Annotated in this window: 17 protein-coding genes and 1 pseudogene; 8 read left to right on the top strand and 10 right to left on the bottom strand. The window is 74.1% G+C overall.

Annotation, left to right across the window (positions count from 1 at the left end; all coding sequences use genetic code 11):
* Positions 1 to 120 precede the first annotated feature (120 nt).
* Positions 121 to 762, top strand: coding sequence for an HAD family hydrolase (locus ACZ4K2_RS08820; protein ID WP_467470979.1), 642 nt, complete (start codon positions 121 to 123; stop codon positions 760 to 762).
* Here the strand turns inward: ACZ4K2_RS08820 and ACZ4K2_RS08815 are convergent.
* Positions 726 to 989 (bottom strand): hypothetical protein, encoded by a 264-nt coding sequence (locus tag ACZ4K2_RS08815; RefSeq protein ID WP_467470977.1) that lies wholly within the window; start codon positions 987 to 989, stop codon positions 726 to 728. The two genes, ACZ4K2_RS08820 and ACZ4K2_RS08815, sit on opposite strands and share 37 nt — an antisense overlap.
* A gap of 173 nt (positions 990 to 1,162) precedes the next feature.
* Between ACZ4K2_RS08815 and ACZ4K2_RS08810 the strand changes: the two genes are divergently transcribed.
* Positions 1,163 to 1,546, top strand: a complete 384-nt coding sequence (locus ACZ4K2_RS08810; protein ID WP_467470975.1) for a cold-shock protein — start codon at positions 1,163 to 1,165, stop codon at positions 1,544 to 1,546.
* Between the two features lie 34 nt (positions 1,547 to 1,580).
* Here the strand turns inward: ACZ4K2_RS08810 and ACZ4K2_RS08805 are convergent, their stop codons facing one another.
* The 4 genes from ACZ4K2_RS08805 to ACZ4K2_RS08790 all read right to left on the bottom strand — a co-directional run bounded on the left by ACZ4K2_RS08805 (position 1,581) and on the right by ACZ4K2_RS08790 (position 5,163).
* Positions 1,581 to 2,429 (bottom strand): 1,4-dihydroxy-6-naphthoate synthase, encoded by an 849-nt coding sequence (locus ACZ4K2_RS08805; protein ID WP_467470973.1) that lies wholly within the window; start codon positions 2,427 to 2,429, stop codon positions 1,581 to 1,583.
* Positions 2,419 to 3,114 carry a futalosine hydrolase gene (locus ACZ4K2_RS08800; protein ID WP_467471253.1) on the bottom strand — a complete coding sequence of 232 codons (696 nt, stop codon included), beginning with the start codon at positions 3,112 to 3,114 and terminating at the stop codon, positions 2,419 to 2,421. The genes ACZ4K2_RS08805 and ACZ4K2_RS08800 overlap by 11 nt, the downstream gene beginning before the upstream one ends.
* A 23-nt stretch (positions 3,115 to 3,137) precedes the next feature.
* Positions 3,138 to 3,614 carry a DUF2771 domain-containing protein gene (locus tag ACZ4K2_RS08795; RefSeq protein ID WP_467470971.1) on the bottom strand — a complete coding sequence of 159 codons (477 nt, stop codon included), beginning with the start codon at positions 3,612 to 3,614 and terminating at the stop codon, positions 3,138 to 3,140.
* 142 nt (positions 3,615 to 3,756) lie between these two features.
* The gene (locus ACZ4K2_RS08790; protein ID WP_467470969.1) at positions 3,757 to 5,163 is read right to left on the bottom strand and encodes an MFS transporter; all 1,407 of its coding nucleotides are present in this window, start codon (positions 5,161 to 5,163) and stop codon (positions 3,757 to 3,759) included.
* 288 nt (positions 5,164 to 5,451) lie between these two features.
* On the opposite strand from ACZ4K2_RS08790, the gene ACZ4K2_RS08785 reads away from it, so the two are divergent.
* A complete protein-coding gene (locus ACZ4K2_RS08785; RefSeq protein WP_467470967.1) occupies positions 5,452 to 6,375 on the top strand; it encodes a DUF3027 domain-containing protein in 924 nt (307 codons plus the stop codon).
* A gap of 29 nt (positions 6,376 to 6,404) precedes the next feature.
* Here the strand turns inward: ACZ4K2_RS08785 and ACZ4K2_RS08780 are convergent.
* Together ACZ4K2_RS08780 and ACZ4K2_RS08775 are read right to left on the bottom strand one after the other, a co-directional pair.
* Positions 6,405 to 6,773: pseudogene (locus ACZ4K2_RS08780) on the bottom strand (ATP-binding protein); the annotation flags it as partial.
* 156 nt (positions 6,774 to 6,929) lie between these two features.
* Positions 6,930 to 8,600 (bottom strand): alkaline phosphatase D family protein, encoded by a 1,671-nt coding sequence (locus tag ACZ4K2_RS08775; RefSeq protein WP_467470965.1) that lies wholly within the window; start codon positions 8,598 to 8,600, stop codon positions 6,930 to 6,932.
* A 152-nt stretch (positions 8,601 to 8,752) separates the two neighbouring features.
* Between ACZ4K2_RS08775 and ACZ4K2_RS08770 the strand changes: the two genes are divergently transcribed.
* Positions 8,753 to 9,715, top strand: a complete 963-nt coding sequence (locus tag ACZ4K2_RS08770; protein WP_467470963.1) for a YihY/virulence factor BrkB family protein — start codon at positions 8,753 to 8,755, stop codon at positions 9,713 to 9,715.
* A gap of 13 nt (positions 9,716 to 9,728) precedes the next feature.
* Here ACZ4K2_RS08770 and ACZ4K2_RS08765 read toward each other — a convergent pair whose 3' ends face one another.
* Positions 9,729 to 10,220, bottom strand: a complete 492-nt coding sequence (locus ACZ4K2_RS08765) for a hemerythrin domain-containing protein (protein ID WP_467470961.1) — start codon at positions 10,218 to 10,220, stop codon at positions 9,729 to 9,731.
* A gap of 170 nt (positions 10,221 to 10,390) precedes the next feature.
* On the opposite strand from ACZ4K2_RS08765, the gene ACZ4K2_RS08760 reads away from it, so the two are divergent.
* The 3 genes from ACZ4K2_RS08760 (at position 10,391) to ACZ4K2_RS08750 (ending at position 15,397) form a co-directional block, all read left to right on the top strand.
* Positions 10,391 to 13,537, top strand: a complete 3,147-nt coding sequence (locus ACZ4K2_RS08760; RefSeq protein WP_467470959.1) for a sacsin N-terminal ATP-binding-like domain-containing protein — start codon at positions 10,391 to 10,393, stop codon at positions 13,535 to 13,537.
* A gap of 113 nt (positions 13,538 to 13,650) precedes the next feature.
* Positions 13,651 to 14,409 (top strand): calcium-binding protein, encoded by a 759-nt coding sequence (locus ACZ4K2_RS08755; protein ID WP_467470957.1) that lies wholly within the window; start codon positions 13,651 to 13,653, stop codon positions 14,407 to 14,409.
* A 262-nt stretch (positions 14,410 to 14,671) separates the two neighbouring features.
* Positions 14,672 to 15,397, top strand: a complete 726-nt coding sequence (locus tag ACZ4K2_RS08750; RefSeq protein WP_467470955.1) for a hypothetical protein — start codon at positions 14,672 to 14,674, stop codon at positions 15,395 to 15,397.
* 54 nt (positions 15,398 to 15,451) lie between these two features.
* Here the strand turns inward: ACZ4K2_RS08750 and ACZ4K2_RS08745 are convergent, their stop codons facing one another.
* Positions 15,452 to 17,848 carry an HAD-IC family P-type ATPase gene (locus ACZ4K2_RS08745; RefSeq protein ID WP_467470953.1) on the bottom strand — a complete coding sequence of 799 codons (2,397 nt, stop codon included), beginning with the start codon at positions 17,846 to 17,848 and terminating at the stop codon, positions 15,452 to 15,454.
* 95 nt (positions 17,849 to 17,943) lie between these two features.
* Positions 17,944 to 18,210: a DUF2530 domain-containing protein gene (locus ACZ4K2_RS08740; RefSeq protein WP_467470951.1), complete on the bottom strand. Its 267-nt coding sequence runs from the start codon at positions 18,208 to 18,210 to the stop codon at positions 17,944 to 17,946.
* A gap of 172 nt (positions 18,211 to 18,382) precedes the next feature.
* Here ACZ4K2_RS08740 and ACZ4K2_RS08735 point away from each other — a divergent pair, with 172 nt between their 5' ends.
* Entirely contained in the window at positions 18,383 to 19,834 is a 1,452-nt protein-coding gene (locus ACZ4K2_RS08735) for an NCS2 family permease (RefSeq protein WP_467470949.1), read from the top strand.
* Position 19,835 lies beyond the last annotated feature (1 nt).

The following is a 19,835-nucleotide window of genomic DNA, read 5'->3' as shown; positions in this document are numbered from 1 at the left end:
GTAGACCGGTCCCACCCAAGGGGCGCGGGGAACTGCGCGACCAGCCACAACGAACCCGCACCCGTATCACGACCACCCCCACCCCAACCCCCCGCCAAACCGCCGGAGGCACCCGGCAGAATGGCCCCCATGGCCTCCCTCACCGTCGGCTTCGACCTCGACATGACCCTCATCGACTCCCGGCCGGGCATCCGTGCCTGCTACCTGGCCCTGGCGGAGCGCACGGGGACGTTCATCGACGCCGACCTGGCGGTGACCCGGCTGGGGCCGCCGCTCGTGGACGAGCTGATCCACTGGTTCCCGGCCGAGCGGGTCCCGGCGGTGGCCGACCTGTACCGGGAGATGTACCCCGCCCACGCCATCGCCGCGACGCCCGCCATGGACGGCGCCCGGGAGGCGGTCGAGGCGGTGCGCGCGGCCGGCGGGCGGACGATGGTGGTGACGGCGAAGTACGAGCCCAACGCCAAGCTGCACCTGGCCCACCTCGGCATCGAGCCGGACGTGGTCGTCGGTGACCTGTGGGCGGAGCAGAAGGCGGCGGCGCTGCGCGAGTACGACGCGGCCGTGTACGTCGGCGACCACGTCGGAGACGTCCGCGGGGCGCGCGCGGCGGGCGCGCTGGCGGTCGCCGTGGCGACCGGCCCGTGCCCGGCCGACGAGCTGGCCGCGGCCGGCGCGGACGTCGTCCTCACCGGCCTGGCCGACTTCCCGGCGTGGCTCTCCGGCTACCGCGAGGCGCCCGGGGCGGCCCCCCGCGCCTGACGCCGGCCGGCGGTGACCGACCGCAGGACACCGGCCCCGGCCATCAGGAAACCGACGGCCATGAGCATGCTCAGTCCGAACATGTACGTCGGAAAAGGCTTCGTTCCCAGGAACAGCGGGGTCACCGTGACGAGGGTGGCCACCGCACCGAGGAAGAAGACGACGGCACCGGCGCGGATCAGCCGGTCACCGGGGTCGGCGGAATTCGTTTGGGTTTTGTCACGCACCGGACCAGGGTAGTTCCCTGCGCGGGACAACACCCGGGGGACGTCTTGTCACCCGCCCGAAGACCATTAGCCTGTAAGCGCTTGGTTCCGGCGGGTCATGGTCGACCCGCCGGAGTGCTGTCGAGAGCCGTTTCCGAAGTAGTTTTCCGACGAGTACGAGGACGAGGACAGACGTGCCCACCGGCAAGGTCAAGTGGTTCAACAGCGAGAAGGGCTTCGGCTTTCTCTCCCGCGACGACGGCGGTGACGTCTTCGTCCATTCCTCGGTTCTCCCCGCCGGAGTCGATGTGCTCAAGCCGGGACAGCGCGTGGAGTTCGGCGTCGTCGCCGGTCAGCGCGGTGACCAGGCGTTGTCGGTGACCGTGCTGGACCCGACGCCGTCGGTCGCCGCCGCCCAGCGCAAGAAGCCGGACGAGCTGGCCTCGATCGTGCAGGATTTGACGACCCTTCTCGAGAACATCACGCCGATGCTGGAGAAGGGCCGTTATCCGGACAAGTCCTCCGGTGCGAAGATCGCCGGTCTGCTGCGCGCGGTCGCCGACCAGCTCGACGTCTGATCCCGTCCCGGCGGGCCCGGGAGATCGGGGTCCGTCAGGGAAAGGCGAGCGCGTCCGGGCCGAGGGGCGGGACGAGTCCCTCGGCCGCCGCACGCGTGAGCAGCCCGCGGACCGCCGCGTAGCCGTCCTCGCCGAGGTCGGCGGTGAACTCGTTGACGTACAGCCCGATGTGCTGGTCGGCGACGGCCGGGTCCATCTCCTGGGCGTGCGCCATGACGTACGGCCGGGAGACCCGCGGGTCGTCCCAGGCGGCCCGTACGGAGGCGCGGATCGCGTCGGCGAGCCGGCCGAGCGCCTCGGCGCCCAGCGACCGCCGGGCGATGATCGCGCCCAGCGGGATCGGCAGCCCGGTGGTCCGCTCCCAGTGCTCGCCCATGTCGGCGAGCTTGTGCAGCCCGTAGTCCTGGTAGGTGAACCGGGCCTCGTGGATGACCAGGCCCGCGTCCACCTTCCCGTCCCGCACGGCCGGCATGATCTCGTGGAACGGCATGACCACGACCTCGCCGACCCCGCCCGGCAGGGTGTCCGCGGCCCAGAGGCGGAACAGCAGGTAGGCCGTCGACCGCTCGCTCGGCACGGCGACCGTACGGCCCGTCAGGTCGGCGCCCGGCTCCCGGGTGAGGACCAGCGGTCCGCAGCCCCGGCCCAGCGCGCCCCCGCAGGGCAGCAGCGCGTAGTCGTCGAGGACGTACGGCAGGACGGCGTACGACACCTTCAGCACGTCGAACTCGCCGCGCTCGGCCATGCCGTTGGTGATGTCGATGTCGGCGAAGGTCACGTCCAGCGCGGGGGCGCCGGGGACCCGGCCGTGGGCGAGGGCGTCGAAGACGAACGTGTCGTTCGGGCAGGGCGAGTAGGCGGTCTTCAGCGGCTCATGCGTCATGTGGGTTCCAACTCTCCAGTGCGGGCCCGAGCTTCCCGAAGGCGGTGGCGAGGGCGGCGAGGGCGTCGCCGATGCGCCAGGCGGCCCGGTCGCGCGGGCCGACCGGGTTGGAGACCGCGCGGACCTCCAGCACCGGCACGCCGTGCGCGGCGGCGGCCTCCGCCACCCCGAAGCCCTCCATGCCCTCGGCGAGCGCGCCGGGGTGCCGGGCGAGCAGGGCGGCGGTACGGCCGGCGGTGCCGGTCACCGTGGAGACGGTCAGGATGGTGCCGGTACGGGCACCGGTGGCCTCGGCGGCGACTCGTACGAGTGATTCCGGCGGGCGGTGGGTGACGGTCCCGAAACCGAGTTCGGTGACCGGGAGGAAGCCGTCGGCGGTCTCGGCGCCGAGGTCGGCCACGGTGATCGCGTCGGCGACGACGAGGGAGCCGACGGGCGCCGCGGGGCGGAAGCCGCCGCCGATCCCGGCCGAGACGACCAGGCGGTACGGGCGGCCGGCCAGCGCGGCGGCGGTGAGGGCGCACGCGGTGCCGGCCGCGGCGAGCGCCGGGCCCACACCGGCGGCCAGCAGGTCCCAGCCCGCGGCCGTGCGCCGCAGGGACGCCCCCGGCAGCCGTACCTCCTCGGCGGCCGCGGGGAACGCCCGCGCCACCGCGTCCCGTTCGGCGGGCACCGCGGTGGCCACGAGGACCGGGACGGAAGGCGTGGTCAGTCCTTCTTCTTCAGCTTGAAGGACCACACGCCCTTGTTCGCCTTCTCGCCCATCTGGACCGCGAGCGTGTTCGTGTCGCCCTGCGTGCCGTACTGGGCGTTGAAGAAGGCGCTGCTCGGGATGGTGCGGTAGGTCAGCGTGCTGGACTCCGTGAACTGGCGGCCGTTGACCAGCAGGATCCAGCCCGCGTCGGCGATCTTCGGGTCGACGCCGATGCGGACGGTCTGGTCCTGGCCGACGCCGATCGACTTCACGTCCCCGGCGTTCTTGACGCAGTCCTTCAGCGAGCCCGTGTTCAGCGCGTCGCCGTCGTTGTAGCAGAGGGCCTCGGAGCTGACCGAGTCCCCGTCGACGGTGACCGTCGCGACGGGCGACGGCTTGTCACAGGCCGACAGGACGAGCAGTCCGGCGGAAACGGCGCCGGCGACGGCGACGGCGCGGCGGCGTCGCACAACGGATTGCAGCGTGGTCATGGCCGAAGGCTATCGGGCGCCCCGGGCCTACCGCCCACGCGGGGTACGGCGTGCCCGGTTCGTTACGCCACGCGTGCCCGCGGCCGGGCCGGACGGCGGGACCGGACCCGGCTCCGCGCACCGGCCGGGCCGCGCGCGGCCGTCACACCACCCGGGGCCGCGACCGGCCGCCGTGCCGGGCCGAGGCGAGCAGCCCCCGCGCCGTGGCCAGCCAGCCGACGGCCACGAACGCGGCCCCCACCAGCAGCCCCACCGTGCCGTTGAGCGGCATCACGATGCCGACCGCGCCGCCGAACACCCACCCCGTCTGGAGCATCGTCTCCGAGCGGGCGAACGCCGAGGTGCGCACCTGCTCCGGCACGTCCCGCTGGATCAGCGCGTCCAGGGCCAGCTTGGCCAGCGCCTGCGCGAACCCGGCGACCGCCGCCAGACAGGCCACCAGGAGCGCCCCGAAGAACACGGCGGCGACGACGGCGGCCCCGAGCACGACCGCGACGACGCTCACGATGATGATCTCCGGGGCCCGCGACCTGAGCCACGCCCCCACGGCCGTCCCCAGGGCGTTGCCCGTGCCCGCGGCGGCGCCGACTATCCCCAGCGACACCGCCGCGCTCTGCCCGGTCAGCGGGTGCTCGCGCAGCAGGAAGGCGAGGAAGAAGATCAGGAAGCCGGACAGGCAGCGCAGGGCGGCGTTGGCGCCGAGCGCGTGCGTGACGGCCGGGCCGACCGTCCGCAGCCCCGGCCGCCTGGCCTGCCGGTCCGGCGCGCCGGGCCGGCCGGTGTGCCGCCCCTCGGCCGCGAGCAGCGCGGTGTCCTCGCCCTTGGCCGAGTCCACCGCCGGCGGCAGGGTGAACGACAGGAACGTACCGGCCACGAAGATCACGAAGGCGCCGTAGAGCGGCCACGGGTCGCCGAGCGCGTGCAGGCCCGCCGCGGCCGGCGCGGCGGCGCCGGTGGCCAGCAGCCCCGCGAGGGTCACCCGGGAGTTCGCCTTCACCAGCGAGAACCGCGGCGGCTGCAGCCGCGGCACGACCGCGCTGCGGACCACGCCGTACGCCTTGGACGCCACCAGCACGCCCAGCGCCGCCGGGTACAGCTCCAGGCTGCCGCTCGCCACCGCCCCCGAGATGACCAGCGCGAGCAGCGCCCGCGCCAGCATCGCCCCGGCCATCGCGGCCCGCCGCCCGTGCGGAAGCCGGTCCAGCAGGGGCCCGATCACCGGGGCGAGGACCGTGAACGGCGCCATCGTGATGGCGAGGTAGAGCGCGACACGCCCGCGCGCCTCGTCGGTGGGCACGGAGAAGAACACGGTGGAGGCCAGCGCCACGGTCACCATGACGTCCCCGGCGCCGTTCACCGCGTGCAGCTCGATCAGCTTGCCGAGGCCCGACTCGCCCGCGCCGTGGGCGTGCGTGGCCCTGCGGATGCCCCGCGCCGGACCGGTGACGGGGAAGTGCAGGGCACGGCCGACCGCGCGGACGGCGGCGCCCACCCGGCCCGAACCGCCGCCCCGACCCCTCACCTCGTCCCCGGCTGCCACGACGTTCATAGTGCCCCGAGATCCGCTCCGGTAGTGCGGTACGGCGCGGATGGCGCCGTACGGCACCGCGCGGGCGGGCCGCCGGGCACCGCTCGGGCGCGCAGGTGGGCGGGTGGGAAATTCGACGAATCCCGCCCGGTGTAGCGTGCCTATCTCAGCCATAACGCAGAATGGATGGCAGAGGTGCGCCCAGGCGCGCGGATGCAGACGTCGATGCGGTCCCCAGGTCCGCTCCGTCGGCGAAACCGCCTAAGGCAGCCGCCCTCGACGAGACGGCGTAGGAGAGAAGCGATACCTGTGAGCGCGACAACGCGAAGCCGCACCCCCGACCGCCTGTGCGCCGAGGCCGTCGACCTCGCCCGCGCCGCCGCCGAGGAGGCCGCCGCGCCCGGCGTGATCGGTGAGCACACCGGCCTGGTGGCCGAGGGCGACCGCGTTGTCACGCACTTCTTCGAGTGCCACGAGCCGGGCTACCGGGGCTGGCGCTGGGCCGCGACGGTCGCCCGCGCCTCCCGCGCCAAGGTGGTGACCCTGGACGAGGTCGTGCTGCTGCCCGGCCCCGACGCCCTCCTCGCCCCCGAGTGGGTCCCGTGGAGCGAGCGCCTGCGCCCCGGCGACCTCGGCCCCGGCGACCTGCTCCCCACCGACCAGGACGACCTGCGCCTGGAGCCCGGCTACACGGGCGCGGAGGAGCCCGCGCCGGCCTCGCCCGTCTCCGAGGAGATGCGGGAGCTCGCGGAGGCCGAGGACGCCGACGTCACCCCCGGCGCCCCCGCCGCGCAGCCGACCGTCCCCGCCCGCGGTTCGATCGCCGCGGTGGCCGAGGAGCTCGGCATGCGGCGCGCGCGCGTCCTGTCCCGGTACGGCCTGCACATCGCCGCCGACCGCTGGGAGGACGCCTTCGGCCCGCAGACGCCGATGGCCCAGGCGGCCCCGGCGACCTGCGCGAGCTGCGGCTTCCTGACGCCCATCGGCGGCTCCCTCGGCCAGGCGTTCGGCGTCTGCGCCAACGAGTTCTCCCCGGCGGACGGCCGCGTGGTCTCCTTCGCCTACGGCTGCGGCGGCCACTCGGAGGCGGCGGTCATGCCGAAGCCCCCGCAGCCGGCCGCCCCGGTCGTCGACGAGACCCGGATCGACCCCTTCCCGCTGCGCCCGGCCCGCGACTCGGGCTCGGTCCCGGAGACCGGCGACGACGAGACGGCGGAGCTCGGCCACTCCTGAGGCTCCGCCGCCCGGCCCGCCCCGGCCCCCGGTCCCACGCCCACCTCGGCCCACACCGTCTTCCGGGGCGCGGGGCCGGCCGCCGTCCCCCAGCGCAGGGCGAGCGCGTCCACGAGGAGCAGCCCCCGCCCGCCGTCGGCGTCCGGCGCGGGGCTGCCCGGCTCGGGCAGCCGGTCACCGCGCGTGTCGGTCACCTCGATGCGGAGGGTGCCGCCGGCCACGTGGAGCGCCAGCCGGAAGTCCCGGCCGCCGACCCGGCCGTGGGTGGCCGCGTTGGCCGCGAGTTCCGCCACGATCAGCGCCGCCGGGTCCAACGGCAGGCCCCACACCCGCAGTTGTTCCGTGGCCAGCAGCCGGGCCAGCCGGGCGCCCCGGGGCGTGGGGGAGAGCTGCACCATGAAGTGGGGGGCGGGGATGGAGAGTTCCTCGTTCACATCACTCAGAGTGGCCGCGACCGCGGCCCCTGAACAGTGACCACGGGGTTGCGTACGGTCACTGTCCGGCGTTGTCCCGGGGTGTCCGACCTGTACCCGAGGGGGCCGGCCCGCGCCCCGTCACCTGCGCGGACCCCGTCCGGTACGCCGTCCGGCGCCGGTCCGGCCCGCGGTCAGCGCGGTCTCGTGCACCGTGTGCAGCCTCCGGTCCCCGCCCGTGCGTTCCAGCCGCAGGTGGGCCGAACGGCCGCGCAGCGTGAGCGTCATGAGCTGGTTGCCGAACCACGGCCCGCCCTCCTTGCGCCACCGGACCGGCGGCCGCGGCAGCCGGCCGTGCCGGGCGAGGAGCCGTCCCAGCAGGCGGGCCGGGGCGCTCCAGCCGAAGCGGAAGCCGATCCGCATCGTCAGGGGCACGGAGTTGTGCACGGGTGAGCAGGTGAGCTGGACGACGGGGACCGGGGGGCCGCCGGAGGGCCAGGACGCCCGCGCGACGTAGCCGTGGTGCACGTCCCCGGAGAGGACGCACACGCTCGCCGGGGCGTCCGCGCCGGACGCGACCTCCGCGAAGAGGCCCGCGAGGTCCGCGAAGGAGCGCGGGAAGGCCGCCCAGTGCTCCAGGTCCGCCGCGCGGCGCAGCCACTCGCCGAACCGGGCCCAGCGCCCGCCGCGTTCCCCGGCGCACAGCGCCGCGTCCCAGCCCTCCGCGTCGTGCACCAGGTGCGGCAGCAGCCACGGCAGGGACGTGCCGATCAGCAGGTGGTCGTAGCTCCCCGCGCCGCCCTGTACCTGCTCCCGCAGCCAGTCGGCCTCCGCCGGGGCGAGCATGGCGCGGTTCTCCTCGTCGAGGACCCGCGCGGCGCGGGAGTCCACCATCACCACCCGCACCCGGCCGAAGTCCCGCCGGTAGCCGAAGCGGACCGGTTCGAGGCCGGCGTCGGCCCGTTCCGCCAGGGCGCGCACCGCCGCCGTGCCGTCCGGCGCGCCGCGCACGGCCGTCCAGGTCGGGTCGCCGGCCAGTTCGTCGGGGGAGAGGTTGCCGAGGTGCTGGTACACCCAGTAGGACATCAGCCCCGCCATCAGCCGCTGCTGCCACCAGCCGGTGGCGCGCATGTCGGCGAGCCAGGCTGCGGAGGTGTTCCAGTCGTCCACGATGTCGTGGTCGTCGAAGACCATGAAGCTGGGCACGGTGGACAGCAGCCAGCGGACCTCGGGGTCGAGCCAGGACTCGTGGTAGAGCCGGCAGTACTCCTCGTAGTCCGCGACCTGCGCGCCGGGCGGCTCGCGAAGGTCGCGGCGCCCGGCCAGCCAGCGCCGGGTCTCCTCGGAGGTCTCGTCGGCGTAGACCTGGTCGCCGAGCAGCAGCAGGACGTCGGGGCGCTCGGCGTCCGGGTCGGCGGACAGCCGGTGGGCGAGGGTGTCGAGGGCGTCCGGGCCGACCGGGTCCTCGCCGTCGGCCGGGGGCGCGGCCCAGCGGCAGGAGCCGAACGTGACGCGGACGGCGTCACCGCCGCCGGGGGAGCGTATGACGGAGGGCGGGAAGGGGCTGTCCGGCAGCGGCCAGGCGGGCACGTCGTCCAGGAGCACCTCGTACGACGGCGCGGTGCCCGGTGCCAGGCCGGTCACCGTGACGAGCGCGTAGTGGTGCCCGGCGACCGAGAAGGCGGCGGCCGAGCCGCCCGCGCCGTTCGAGCAGCGCACCCGGACCGTGCAGGGAGCGCTCGTCTCGACCCACACGGTCGCGCGTGATCCGTCGGTGTACCTCAGCAGTGGTCCCAGACGCAGTTCTGCCACGGGGGTGCCTTCCTGTCTCGTGTCGTACGGCAGGCGACGGCCGGGACGACCGTACCGGCCGGCCGGGCGGTGCGGGCCCGGCACCGGGTCTGCCGCCGCCCGGCGCGGGCATGCGGAGGGGGACGGCGGCGGGGCGAGGGGAGACGGGGACCATGGGGACGGTGGTGCACGTCCCGCAGACGCGGGACATGATCGGGGAGGAACTCTCCGGCGACGAGGCGTTCACCGCGCTGCGGCGCTACGGCGGCGTGCGACTGCTGACCGACGCCTTCGCCCGGTTCCGCTACGCCGACGGCTTCACCAACGCCCGCGCCCTGGGCTTCCAGATCGTGCTGGGCATGGTGCCGTTCACCATCGCGCTCGTCGGCCTCGCCACGGCCGCGCACACCGAGATCGTGGGCCGCGTCGTGGAACTGACCCTGGGCCGGATCGTGCCGGGCGCCGGCCAGGACGTCGTCCGCGACGCCCTGCGCGGGACCCGCCGCACCGCCGGTTCCGGCCCCTGGAGCACGGTCGCGCTCTGCCTCGGCCTGGCCTTCTCGGTGGTCAACCTGGCGTCCGCCATGGGCCAGGTGGAACGCGGCGCCAACCGCATCTACGGCGTCGAGCGGGACCGGCCCTTCCCGCGGAAGTACGGCCGGGCCGTGCTGCTCGCCCTCGCCGCCGGCCTGCCGATGGTGCTGGGCTTCCTGGTCCTGGTCGCGGGCGAGGCCGTCGGCGGCGCGACCGCCCAGGCGCTGGGCCGGCCCGCGCCCCCGGTGTGGTGGGGCGCCCTGGAGATCCCGGTGGGCACCGCCCTCGCCTGGCTCGCCTCGGCCGTGATCTTCCGCTGGTCCCCGCGCCGGGACCAGCCCGGCTACACCTGGCTGGCGTTCGGCTCCGCCGTCCACCTGGTGCTGTGGGTCGGCGCCACCTGGCTGCTGACGCTGTACGTCTCCCGCAGCGGCTCCTTCGGCGCCGTCTACGGCCCCCTCACGGCCTTCGTGGCGCTGCTGCTGTGGGCCAACCTGACGGGGATCGCGCTGTTCCTGGGCATCGCGTTCGCCGCGCAGCTGGAGGCGGCCCGCGCCGGGCTGGGCCGGGCCGTGCGGCCGGACCCCGGCCCGGGACCCTGACACCGGCGGGCGGTCAGGAGCCGACGATGCGGCGCACGTTGTCCGGCGAGCCGCAGCCCGCCTTCAACTGCCGCTCGCGCTCCGCCAGGAACGCCGCGCCCAGTTCCTCGCGCCGCCCCATGGCCACGTTCTCGCGCGCTCCGTTGAGGATGGTGCGCTCCTCCTCGTCGGCGTGGTGGGTGACCGCCTTCACCAGCTCCTCCAGCTTCGTGTCCCACTCCTCGGAGCCGACCTCCTCGACCTCCAGCAGGGCGAGCAGGGCCTCGTTGCCCTCGTCGTGCTCGTGCTCGCCGTGCTCGACCTCCTCGTCGTCGATGTCCTTGTACCGCTTCAGCGCGGGATAGACCTCGGCCTCCTCGGCGAGCGCGTGGGCGACCAGGAGGCCGGCGAACTCGTCCCGGGCGGCCGCGCGGTCGGCCTCCACGCTGCGCATGCGGCGGAAGAGTTCCTCCATGCGGCGGTGGTCCCGGAGGATCAACTCGACGACGTCCTTGCTCTCGGCCATGGGCGGACCCCTCTTTCGTGCGAACGGCTGGGCACCGACCGGCTACCCCCGCGGTCCGCGATGATGGCCTCCCGGCTCCGCGGCCACCCCGCCCGGTCCGCCGCCCTCCCGTCCGCGCTGTACCTTCGTCCTCACGCGGAGGGGTCCTCGCGCGGAGGAGGAGAGTGGACGTGAGCAAGTTCGTGCGGCCGGCGGCCGAGGGCGCCGATCCTTTCGGGACGGCCCGGCTGCGCCGCGGCGTCCTCGACGCCTGGGCGGCCGGTCCCGCGCGGTTCCGGGAGGACGCCAACGCCGAGGAGGACCTCGTCCTGGGCGGCTACCGGGACCGGCTCGTCGTGGAGCTGGCCCAGAACGCCGCCGACGCCGCCGCCCGGTCCGGGGCGCCCGGCCGGCTGCGCCTCACCCTCCGCGACGGCGTGCTCGTGGCCGCCAACACCGGGGCCCCGCTGGACGCGGCCGGTGTCGAGTCGCTGGCCACGCTGCGGGCCTCCGCGAAGCGGGACACCGGGGACGCGCACGGCGCCGTCGGGCGGTTCGGCGTCGGCTTCGCCGCCGTGCTCTCCGTGACCGACGAACCGGCCATCGTGGGCCGGCACGGCGGGGTGCGCTGGGCGCTGGCCGAGGCCCGGGAACTGGCCGCCGACGTCGCGCGGCACAGCCCCGGGCTGGGCGACGAGGTGCGGCGCCGCGACGGCCACGTGCCGCTGCTCCGGCTGCCGTTCGCCGCCGAGGGCACCGCCCCGGAGCCGTACGACACCGCCGTCATCCTGCCCCTGCGGGACGCCGCCGCCGCGGATCTCGCCGAGCGGCTGCTGCACGGCGTCGACGACGCCCTTCTGCTCGCCCTGCCGGGCCTGGCGGAGGTCGTCGTGGAGATCGGCGAGGAGCCGCCGCGCACCCTGGTCCGGCGGACCGACGGCCCCTTCACGATCGTCGAGGACTCCCGGGACGGCACCACCACCTGGCGGTCCGTCTCCGCGTACGGGACGCTCACCCCGGACCTGCTCGCCGGCCGGCCGGTGGAGGAGCGGCTGCGGCCCCACTGGTCGGTGACCTGGGCCGTGCCCGTCGACGCCTACGGGGCGCCGGTCCCGCCCCGCACCACCCCGGTCGTGCACGCCCCGACCCCGAGCGACGAGCCCCTCGGGGTGCCCGCGCTGCTCATCGCCTCCTTCCCGCTGGACACCACCCGGCGGCACGCGGCCCCGGGCCCGCTGACCGACTTCCTCGTCCGGCGCGCCGCCGACGCCTACGCCGAACTCCTGGCCGCCTGGCGGCCGGTGAGCGCGGGCATCGTCGACCTCGTCCCCGGCCCGCTCGGCAAGGGGGAGCTGGACGGGGCGCTGCGCCAGGCCGTGCTGGAGCGGCTGCCGCGCACCGCCTTCCTGCCGCCGGCCCTCGACGCGCGGACCGACGAGGACCTGCCCGAGGCGCTGCGGCCCCGGGACGCCGAGGTGGTCGAGGGCGCCGGGGCCGACACCGTGCGGGTGCTGGCCGAGGTGCTGCCGACGCTGCTCCCGGCGGGGCTGGAACGGCGCGTGGAGCTGCGGTCCCTCGGGGTCGCCCGGCTCTCCCTGGCCGACGCCGTCGACCGGCTCGCCGGGCTGGAGAAGGAACCCGGCTGGTGGTGGCGGCTGTACGACAGCCTCGCCGGGGTCGACCCCGACCGGCTGTCCGGGCTTCCGGTGCCGTTGGCCGGGGGCCCCGGTGCCGGGGCGGCGCGGACCACCATCGGGCCCCGGCAGGTGCTGCTGCCCACCGCGGACGGGGCCCGGATCGACCCGGACCTCCTCGGCCGGCTCGGGCTGAAGGTCGCCCACGCCGACGCCGCGCACCCGCTGCTGGAGAAGCTGGGCGCGCTGCCCGCCACCCCGCGCGCGGTGCTCACCACCCCGCAGGTGCGGGCCGCCGTCGCGGGCTCGCTGGACGACGACGGCGCCCTGGGCTGGGAGGAGGACGCGCCGGACGCCGAGGAACTGGCGGACGCCGTGCTCGCCCTGGTCCGCGACGCGGACCTGGAACCGGGCGAGGAGCCCTGGCTGGGCGCGCTCGCGCTGCCCGACGAGGACGGCGAACCGGCGCCCGCGGGTGAGCTGGTGTTCCCCGGCAGCGCCTTCGCCCGGGTGATCCGCGAGGACGAACTGGCCGCCGTGGACGCCGCCCTGGCCGAGCGGTGGGGGGAGCGGACGCTCGCGGCGTGCGGGGTGCTCGCCGGGTTCGCGCTGGTCCGCGCCACCGACGTCGTCCTGGACCCGGACGAGCTGGAACCCCGCGAGGGCGACTACGCCGAGCCGGACGACGCGGGCCTGCTGGACGCCGTGGACGTGTGGTGCGAGGACATCCTCGACCGGTTCCCGGACAGCCCGGTGCCGCCCGTGGCCACCGAACTCGTCGCCGTCCGCGACCTGGACCTGGTGGACGACGACCACTGGCCCGAGGCCCTGTCCCTGCTGGCCCGGCCGCCGCTGCGGGACGCCCTGACCCAGCCCGTGCGGATCCTGCTGCCCGACGGCACCCACGAGGTCGTACGGCCGTACACGGCGTGGTGGCTGCGCGGGCACCCCGTGCTCGACGGGCGGCGCCCGGCCGGCCTGCTCGCGGCGGGCGGGGACCCGCTGCTGCGCGGGCTGTACGACGAGGCCGACGCCACCGGGTTCGCGGACGAGCAGGTGCTGCGGGCGCTCGGGGTGCGCACCTCCGTCGACGCGCTGCTGGACGAGCCCGGCGGCGCCGCCGAGCTGCTGGACCGGCTCGCCGACCCGGAGCGCCGGGTGTCCGCCGCCCAACTGCACGGCCTGTACGGGGCGCTGGCCGAGCTGGAGCCCGAGCGGGTGACCCTGCCGGACGAGCTGCGGGCCGTCGTGGACGGCCGGGTGGAGGTCGTCGACGCCGGTGCGGCCGTCGTGGTCGACTCGCCGGACCTGCTGCCGTTCACCTCCGGGGTGCCGCTGCTCCCGGTCCGCCCCGCGCTCGCCGCGGAGCTGGCCGACCTGTTCCAGGTGCGCCGGCTCAGCGAGTCCGTCACCGGTGCGGTGACGTCCGAGGGCGCCGAGCACGAGGTGCCGGACCCGGTGCGGGTGCTGCTCGGGCCGCGCACGCCGCGGACCTACGTCGAGCACGGGGAACTCGTCGTGGACGGCGTGGAGATCGACTGGCGGCTGACCGGCGACGGCGTGCTGCACGCGGCCACCCTGGAGGGGGTCGCGGCGGGACTGGCGTGGGCGGCGGGCCAGTGGCCGCGACGGTTCGAGGTGGCAGCCCTGCTGGAGGACCCGACCCGCACCCAGGAACTGGCCCGCGACCGCTGGTTCGACTGACCCGGACGGTACCTCCGCGAAAATTTCACGAGTAGTACAACCTTTCACTTTGTCCCCGCGTCACATCTGCGGAGCCGTCCGGCTCCCCAGAACCAGACGTGGGGACACATCACATGCGCATCCGTGCCTCGGTCGCCGTCGCGACCGGTGCCCTGGCCCTGTCCGCCCTCGCCGTCCCGGCCGCGCAGGCCGACGGTGGATACGGCGACACGAGGATCACCAAGGTGGTCGTCGACGGTGACAACAAGGTGGCCATCGGCACCTCCGGCGCCGTGACCGTCAAGGTCAGCGTGACGGCCACGGACAACTCGGGCATCAAGGCCGCCAACTCGTTCAGCCTGGAGGGCCCCGGCTACGGCTGGGAGACGACCGGCAAGCCGCGCTGTGTCGCCGTCAACACCAGGACGTCCACCTGCACCGCCTCGGTGAAGATCGACCCGAGGACGGACTACCTGTCCAACAAGAACGCCGGCACCTGGTACGTCAACGCCTGGGTCGACGCCAAGGACGGCGACTTCGTCTGGAAGGAGAAGGCGGGCTCCTTCTGGTTCCAGCGCGCCGCCAAGCTCACCGCCGACGCCGCCCCGGAGCCGGTGCGGAAGGGCAAGACGCTCACGGTCAAGGGCGCCCTCAGCCGCGCGAACTGGGAGACGCTGAGGTACGGCGGCTACGGCTCGCAGTACGTGAAGCTCCAGTTCCGCAAGAAGACCTCCAGCACCTGGACCAACCTGAAGTCCGTCAAGGCGGACGCCAAGGGCAACCTGCGGACCACGGCCACCGCCTCGGTCGACGGTTACTACCGCTTCTCCTTCGCGGGCAACTCCAGCACCGGCGCGGTCAACTCCGCCGCCGACTTCATCGACGTGCAGTAGGCCCGGCCGGGCGGACCCCGGGGGAGCGCGCCTTCCCCGGGGGCTGTCCGGAACGTTTACTCTCACTTGCGTCATGGACGGGTAATGGCCGGCCCAAACCCGGTGGGGGAGCGGTCTCGCCGTACAACCCCGGGCGCGCCTCGGGGATCTGATCACGCGAGTCGACCGACTCCATGATCACTTCTCCCTCCGAGGGAACCCACATGCGCATCCGTGCCACCGTGGCCGCCGTTCCGGCGCCCTGGCCCTCTCCGCCCTCGCCGTGCCGGCCGCCCACGCGACCGCCGCCGCACCGAACGTCACCTTCTCCAACGTGAAGGTCAACGGCGGCAAGGCGATCTCCATCGGGGCCACCTCCACGGTCAAGGTCAAGGCGACCTACACCGTCACGCACCCCACCACGGTCTCCCTGACGAGCGTCGACACCGGACCGCTGCTCTACCGCGGGACCTCCGCCCAGGACGCCGACACCCTGGTCGGCAGCGACGCCCCGGGCACCTGCACCACGGTCGACACGACCACCGCGAACTGCTCGGCCACGATCACCATCCCGGCCGACGAGCTGTACGACACGGACGCCGGCACCTGGAAGCAGGGCGGCGTCGCCCAGGACAAGAAGACCCACGCCCTGAAGTGGCAGAGCAACCTCGGCACCCTCCCGGTCCGCCGCGCCACCAGGCTCACCACCACCGACGCCACCCCGGAGCCGGTGGTGAAGGGCCGGACCCTGACCGTCACCGGCAAGCTGACCCGCGCCGACTGGGAGCGCGGCACCTACGGCGCCTTCAGCAGCCAGTCCGTCCGGCTCCAGTTCCACAAGGCCGGCACCAGCACCTTCACCACCGTCAAGACGGTCACCTCGTCCGCCACGGGCGCCCTGAAGACCACGGTCACGGCCGGCTACGACGGCTACTACCGCTACAGCTACGCCGGCTCGACCACCGCGTCGGGCACCAGCGCCGCCGCCGACTACGTCGACGTCCGGTAACCGGCCCGGCGACGCGCTGAGCACGGTGACCGCCCGCACCTCCGGCGCCCGGCGCTAGTCGGGGAAACGGCGGTCGACCCACTTCCACAGGAACTCCAGGGCGGCCGCCGCCACCACCGCCACGCCGACCGCCGTCCAGGGCATCGCCAGGCCGACCAGCCGCAGCGCGAAGAAGTCCTGGAGGGCGGGCACGGCGAGGACCACCACGAAGGCCAGGCCCATCGCGGCCACCAGGACCACCCGCCACCAGGTGTAGGGGCGGGCGATGATCGCCAGCACCCACATGGAGACCAGGAACAGGGTCAGGGTGGCGGCGCTGGTCTCCGCCTCCAGGGCCCCGCTGCCGGCGTAGTGGTGCCGGGCGACCAGGTACATCACGAACGTCGCCACCGCGGCCACCACGCCGCCGGGGACCGAGTACCGCATCACCCGGCGCACGAAGTGCGGTTTCGCCCGCTCCTTGTTGGGCGCGAGGGCCAGGAAGAACGCCGGCACGCCGATGGTCAGCGTGGACAGCAGGGTCAGGTGCCGGGGCAGGAACGGGTACTCCACCTGCCAGCACACCACCAGCAGCGCCAGCAGCACCGAGTAGACCGTCTTCACGAGGAACAGCGTGGCCACGCGTGTGATGTTGCCGATCACCCGGCGGCCCTCGGCCACCACCGAGGGCAGGCTCGCGAAGCTGTTGTCCAGCAGCACGATCTGCGCCACCGCCCGGGTGGCCTCCGAACCGGAGCCCATGGCGACCCCGATGTCGGCGTCCTTCAGGGCCAGCACGTCGTTCACGCCGTCCCCGGTCATCGCGACCGTGTGCCCGTTCGACTGGAGCGCGCCGACCATGTCCCGCTTCTGCTGCGGGGTGACCCGCCCGAAGACGGTGGCGGAGTCCAGCGCCTCGGCCATCGCCGGCCGGTCCGCGGGCAGCTTCCGCGCGTCCACCGCCTCCCCCCGGAGGCCGAGCTTCCCGGCGACCGCGCCGACCGACACCGCGTTGTCCCCGGAGATGACCTTGGCCCGCACGTCCTGCTCGGCGAAGTAGCGCAGCGCCTCGGACGCGTCCGGCCGCAGCCGCTGCTCCAGCACCACCAGGGCGGCGGGCCGGGCGCCCCGGGCCGGCTCGGCGTCGTCCAGGTCCCGGCGCGCACGGGCCAGCAGCAGCACCCGCAGCCCCTGCTCGTTGAGCCGCCCGGTCTCGGCGAGGGCCGGGTCGTCGGCGCCCAGCAGCACGTCGGGGGCGCCCAGCAGCCAGGTGCTGGTCTCCCCGTCGCCCTCGCTGAACGAGGCCCCGCTGTACTTGCGGGCCGAGGAGAAGGGCAGCGACTCCACGCAGCGCCAGTCCACGCTGTCCGGGTAGGCGTCGATGATCGCCTGGAGGGAGGCGTTCGGGCGCGGGTCGGACTCGCCGAGCGCCCCGAGCACCTTGCGGACGTACCCCTCGTCCACCCCGTCCAGCGGCCTGAGCTCGGTGACGTCCATGCCGCCCTCGGTGAGGGTGCCGGTCTTGTCCAGGCAGACGGTGTCGACGCGGGCCAGCCCCTCGATGGCCGGCAGCTCCTGCACCAGGCACTGCCGGCGGCCCAGCCGGATCACCCCGATCGCGAAGGCCACCGAGGTGAGCAGCACCAGCCCCTCGGGGACCATGGGCACGATCCCGCCGACCGTGCGGGCCACGGCGTCCTTGAAGTCGTCGTCCTTCACGACGAGCTGGGTGATCACCAGCCCGACGGCCGCCGGGACCATCATCCAGGTGACGTACTTCAGGATCGTGGAGATGCCGCTGCGCAGCTCGGAGTGGACCAGCGTGAACCGGGAGGCCTCCTCGGCGAGCTGGGCGGCGTAGGCCTCGCGGCCGACCTTGGTCGCCTGGAAGGCACCGCCGCCCGCGACCACGAAGCTGCCGGACATGAGCGGGTCGCCCGGGCGTTTGACGACGGGGTCGGCCTCACCGGTGAGCAGCGACTCGTCGATCTCCAGCCCGTCCGCCTCCGCGCACACCCCGTCGACCGCGACCTTGTCGCCGGGCCCGATCTCGATGAGGTCGTCCAGCACGATCTCGCTGGTGGCCACCTCGGTCGCCACGCCGTCGCGCCGTACCGTCGGCCGGGCCTCCCCGACCACCGCGAGCGAGTCCAGGGTCTGCTTGGCCCGCCACTCCTGCACGATCCCGATGCCGGTGTTGGCGAGGATCACGAAGCCGAAGAGGCTGTCCTGGATCGGCGCGACGAACAGCATGACCAGCCAGAGCACGCCGATGATCGCGTTGAACCGGGTGAAGACGTTCGCCCGGACGATCTCGCCGAGCGACCGGCTGCTGCGCACCGGGACGTCGTTGACCTGTCCGCGCGAGCGCCGCTCCGCGACCTCGGCGCCGGTCAGCCCGGCCGGCCGGCTCCCGGGAAGGGCCGCGGGGTGCACGGGGTCGAGCTCCGCGCCCGCGTCTATATGGCTCATGCATTCGACGGTACGTGCCGGTCTGTCCGTTCACCTGCCGAGCGCGGCCGATTTCCGACCTGGGGAGGACCCGGGTCCTGCGCAGGTCGTACGCGCTACTCGGCGCCGGCCGTCCGCGGAGCCGCGTCCCGCCGGATGGCCGCGTCCCGCCTGCGCACGTACCAGACGCCGATCAGCCCCAGCCCGCCCCCGGCCAGGCAGGTCCACAGCCACCACAGGTGGCCGTGGTCGTCGAACCAGCCGTAGAAGGGAAGCTGGACGAGGAAGAGCACGAACCACACGATCGTGCCGCCGGTGATGGTGGCGACCACGGGGCCCTCCAGGGGCTCGGGCGCCTCGTGCTTGGGGGTCCACTTGGCCATGGGCACAGCTTATGGGCCGGGGGACGCCCGCCGTCCGGTCGATCGGTTCTACGCGCGGAGATAGCGATCTCGGACTCATACGTTCATACTGAAACCGTTTGTCTTCGGCCACTTCCATTCGTATGAAAGTCCAACGAGACTCGGGGGAACCCCGTTGGTGATGAGGTCCCGCATGTCCACCTCGGCACCCGCCAAGGTCCCCACCCCCGAGAAGCCGGGCGGCACGCCCGGCTTCGCCGCCCTCGACCGCTTCTTCCGGATCACCGAGCGCGGCAGCTCCGTCGTCCGCGAGGTCCGCGGCGGTCTCGCCACCTTCTTCGCGATGGCGTACATCATCGTGCTGAACCCGATCATCCTCGGCAGCGCGAAGGACATGTACGGGCATCACCTGGACAACGGCCAGCTCGTGACGGCGACCGCGCTGACGGCCGCCTTCTCCACGCTGCTGATGGGCGTCATCGGCAACGTGCCGGTGGCGCTCGCCGCCGGCCTCGGCGTGAACTCGGTCGTCGCCCTCCAGCTCGCGCCGCGCATGTCCTGGCCGGACGCCATGGGCATGGTCGTCCTGGCCGGTTTCGTGGTCATGCTGCTGGTCGCCACGGGTCTGCGCGAGCGCGTGATGAACGCGGTGCCCTTCGGTCTGCGCAAGGCGATCTCGATCGGTATCGGCCTGTTCATCATGCTGATCGGCCTGGTCGACTCCGGCTTCGTCACCCGGATGCCGGACGCCGCGCAGACCACCGTCCCGCTCCAGCTCGGCACCGGCGGTCACCTCACCGGCTGGCCGGTGCTGGTCTTCATCCTGGGCGTGCTGCTCACCTTCGCACTGCTCGTCCGCAAGGTGCCGGGCGCGATCCTCATCTCCATCGTCGGCATGACCGTGCTCGCGGTGATCGTCAACGCGGTCGCCACGATCCCGTCCTGGGGCCTGACCGTCCCGAAGTGGCCGGGCAACCCGGTCTCCACCCCCGACTTCGGCCTGGTCGGCCAGGTCAGCCTGTTCGGCGGCTTCTCCAAGGTCGGCGTGCTGACCGGCGTCCTCTTCGTCTTCACGGTCCTGCTGTCGTGCTTCTTCGACGCGATGGGCACGATCATGGGCGTCAGCGACGAGGCCAAGCTGACCGACGCCGAGGGCTACATGCCCGGCATCAACAGGGTCCTCCTCGTCGACGGCCTCGCGGTCGCAGCGGGCGGCGCCAGCTCCTCCTCGGCCACCACCGCCTTCGTGGAGTCCACGGCGGGCGTCGGCGAGGGCGCCCGCACCGGCCTGGCGAACGTCGTCACGGGCGGCCTCTTCGCCGCGGCGCTGTTCCTCACCCCGGTCGCCACGATGGTCCCGTCCCAGGCGGCCACCCCGGCGCTGCTCGCGGTCGGCTTCCTGATCCTGTCGAACTCGATCAAGGAGATCGACTGGGCGGACTACACCATCGCGATCCCGGCCTTCGTGACGATGCTGATGATGCCGTTCACCTACTCGATCACGAACGGCATCGGCATGGGCTTCATCGTCTTCACCGTGCTGCGCCTGGTCGCCGGGCGGGCCCGGGAGATCCCGGTGCCGATGTACGCCGTCTCGGCCGTCTTCGCCTTCTACTACCTGATGCCGGCCCTCGGCCTCACCTGAG

It is taken from the genome of Streptomyces sp. NPDC025833, from assembly GCF_055558055.1.
This window is presented reverse-complemented; position numbering and strand designations above follow the sequence as displayed.

Excerpts from the sequence above, each read along its gene's own strand:
- ACZ4K2_RS08740 (WP_467470951.1), bottom strand. The coding sequence starts at position 18,210 with ATGGCCAAGTGGACCCCCAAGCACGAGGCGCCCGAGCCCCTGGAGGGC.
- ACZ4K2_RS08770 (WP_467470963.1), top strand. The coding sequence starts at position 8,753 with ATGGGGACGGTGGTGCACGTCCCGCAGACGCGGGACATGATCGGGGAG.
- ACZ4K2_RS08795 (WP_467470971.1), bottom strand. The coding sequence starts at position 3,614 with ATGACCACGCTGCAATCCGTTGTGCGACGCCGCCGCGCCGTCGCCGTC.
- ACZ4K2_RS08790 (WP_467470969.1), bottom strand. The coding sequence starts at position 5,163 with ATGAACGTCGTGGCAGCCGGGGACGAGGTGAGGGGTCGGGGCGGCGGT.
- ACZ4K2_RS08755 (WP_467470957.1), top strand. The coding sequence starts at position 13,651 with ATGCGCATCCGTGCCTCGGTCGCCGTCGCGACCGGTGCCCTGGCCCTG.
- ACZ4K2_RS08805 (WP_467470973.1), bottom strand. The coding sequence starts at position 2,429 with ATGACGCATGAGCCGCTGAAGACCGCCTACTCGCCCTGCCCGAACGAC.
- ACZ4K2_RS08745 (WP_467470953.1), bottom strand. The coding sequence starts at position 17,848 with ATGAGCCATATAGACGCGGGCGCGGAGCTCGACCCCGTGCACCCCGCG.
- ACZ4K2_RS08735 (WP_467470949.1), top strand. The coding sequence starts at position 18,383 with ATGTCCACCTCGGCACCCGCCAAGGTCCCCACCCCCGAGAAGCCGGGC.
- ACZ4K2_RS08820 (WP_467470979.1), top strand. The coding sequence starts at position 121 with ATGGCCCCCATGGCCTCCCTCACCGTCGGCTTCGACCTCGACATGACC.
- ACZ4K2_RS08765 (WP_467470961.1), bottom strand. The coding sequence starts at position 10,220 with ATGGCCGAGAGCAAGGACGTCGTCGAGTTGATCCTCCGGGACCACCGC.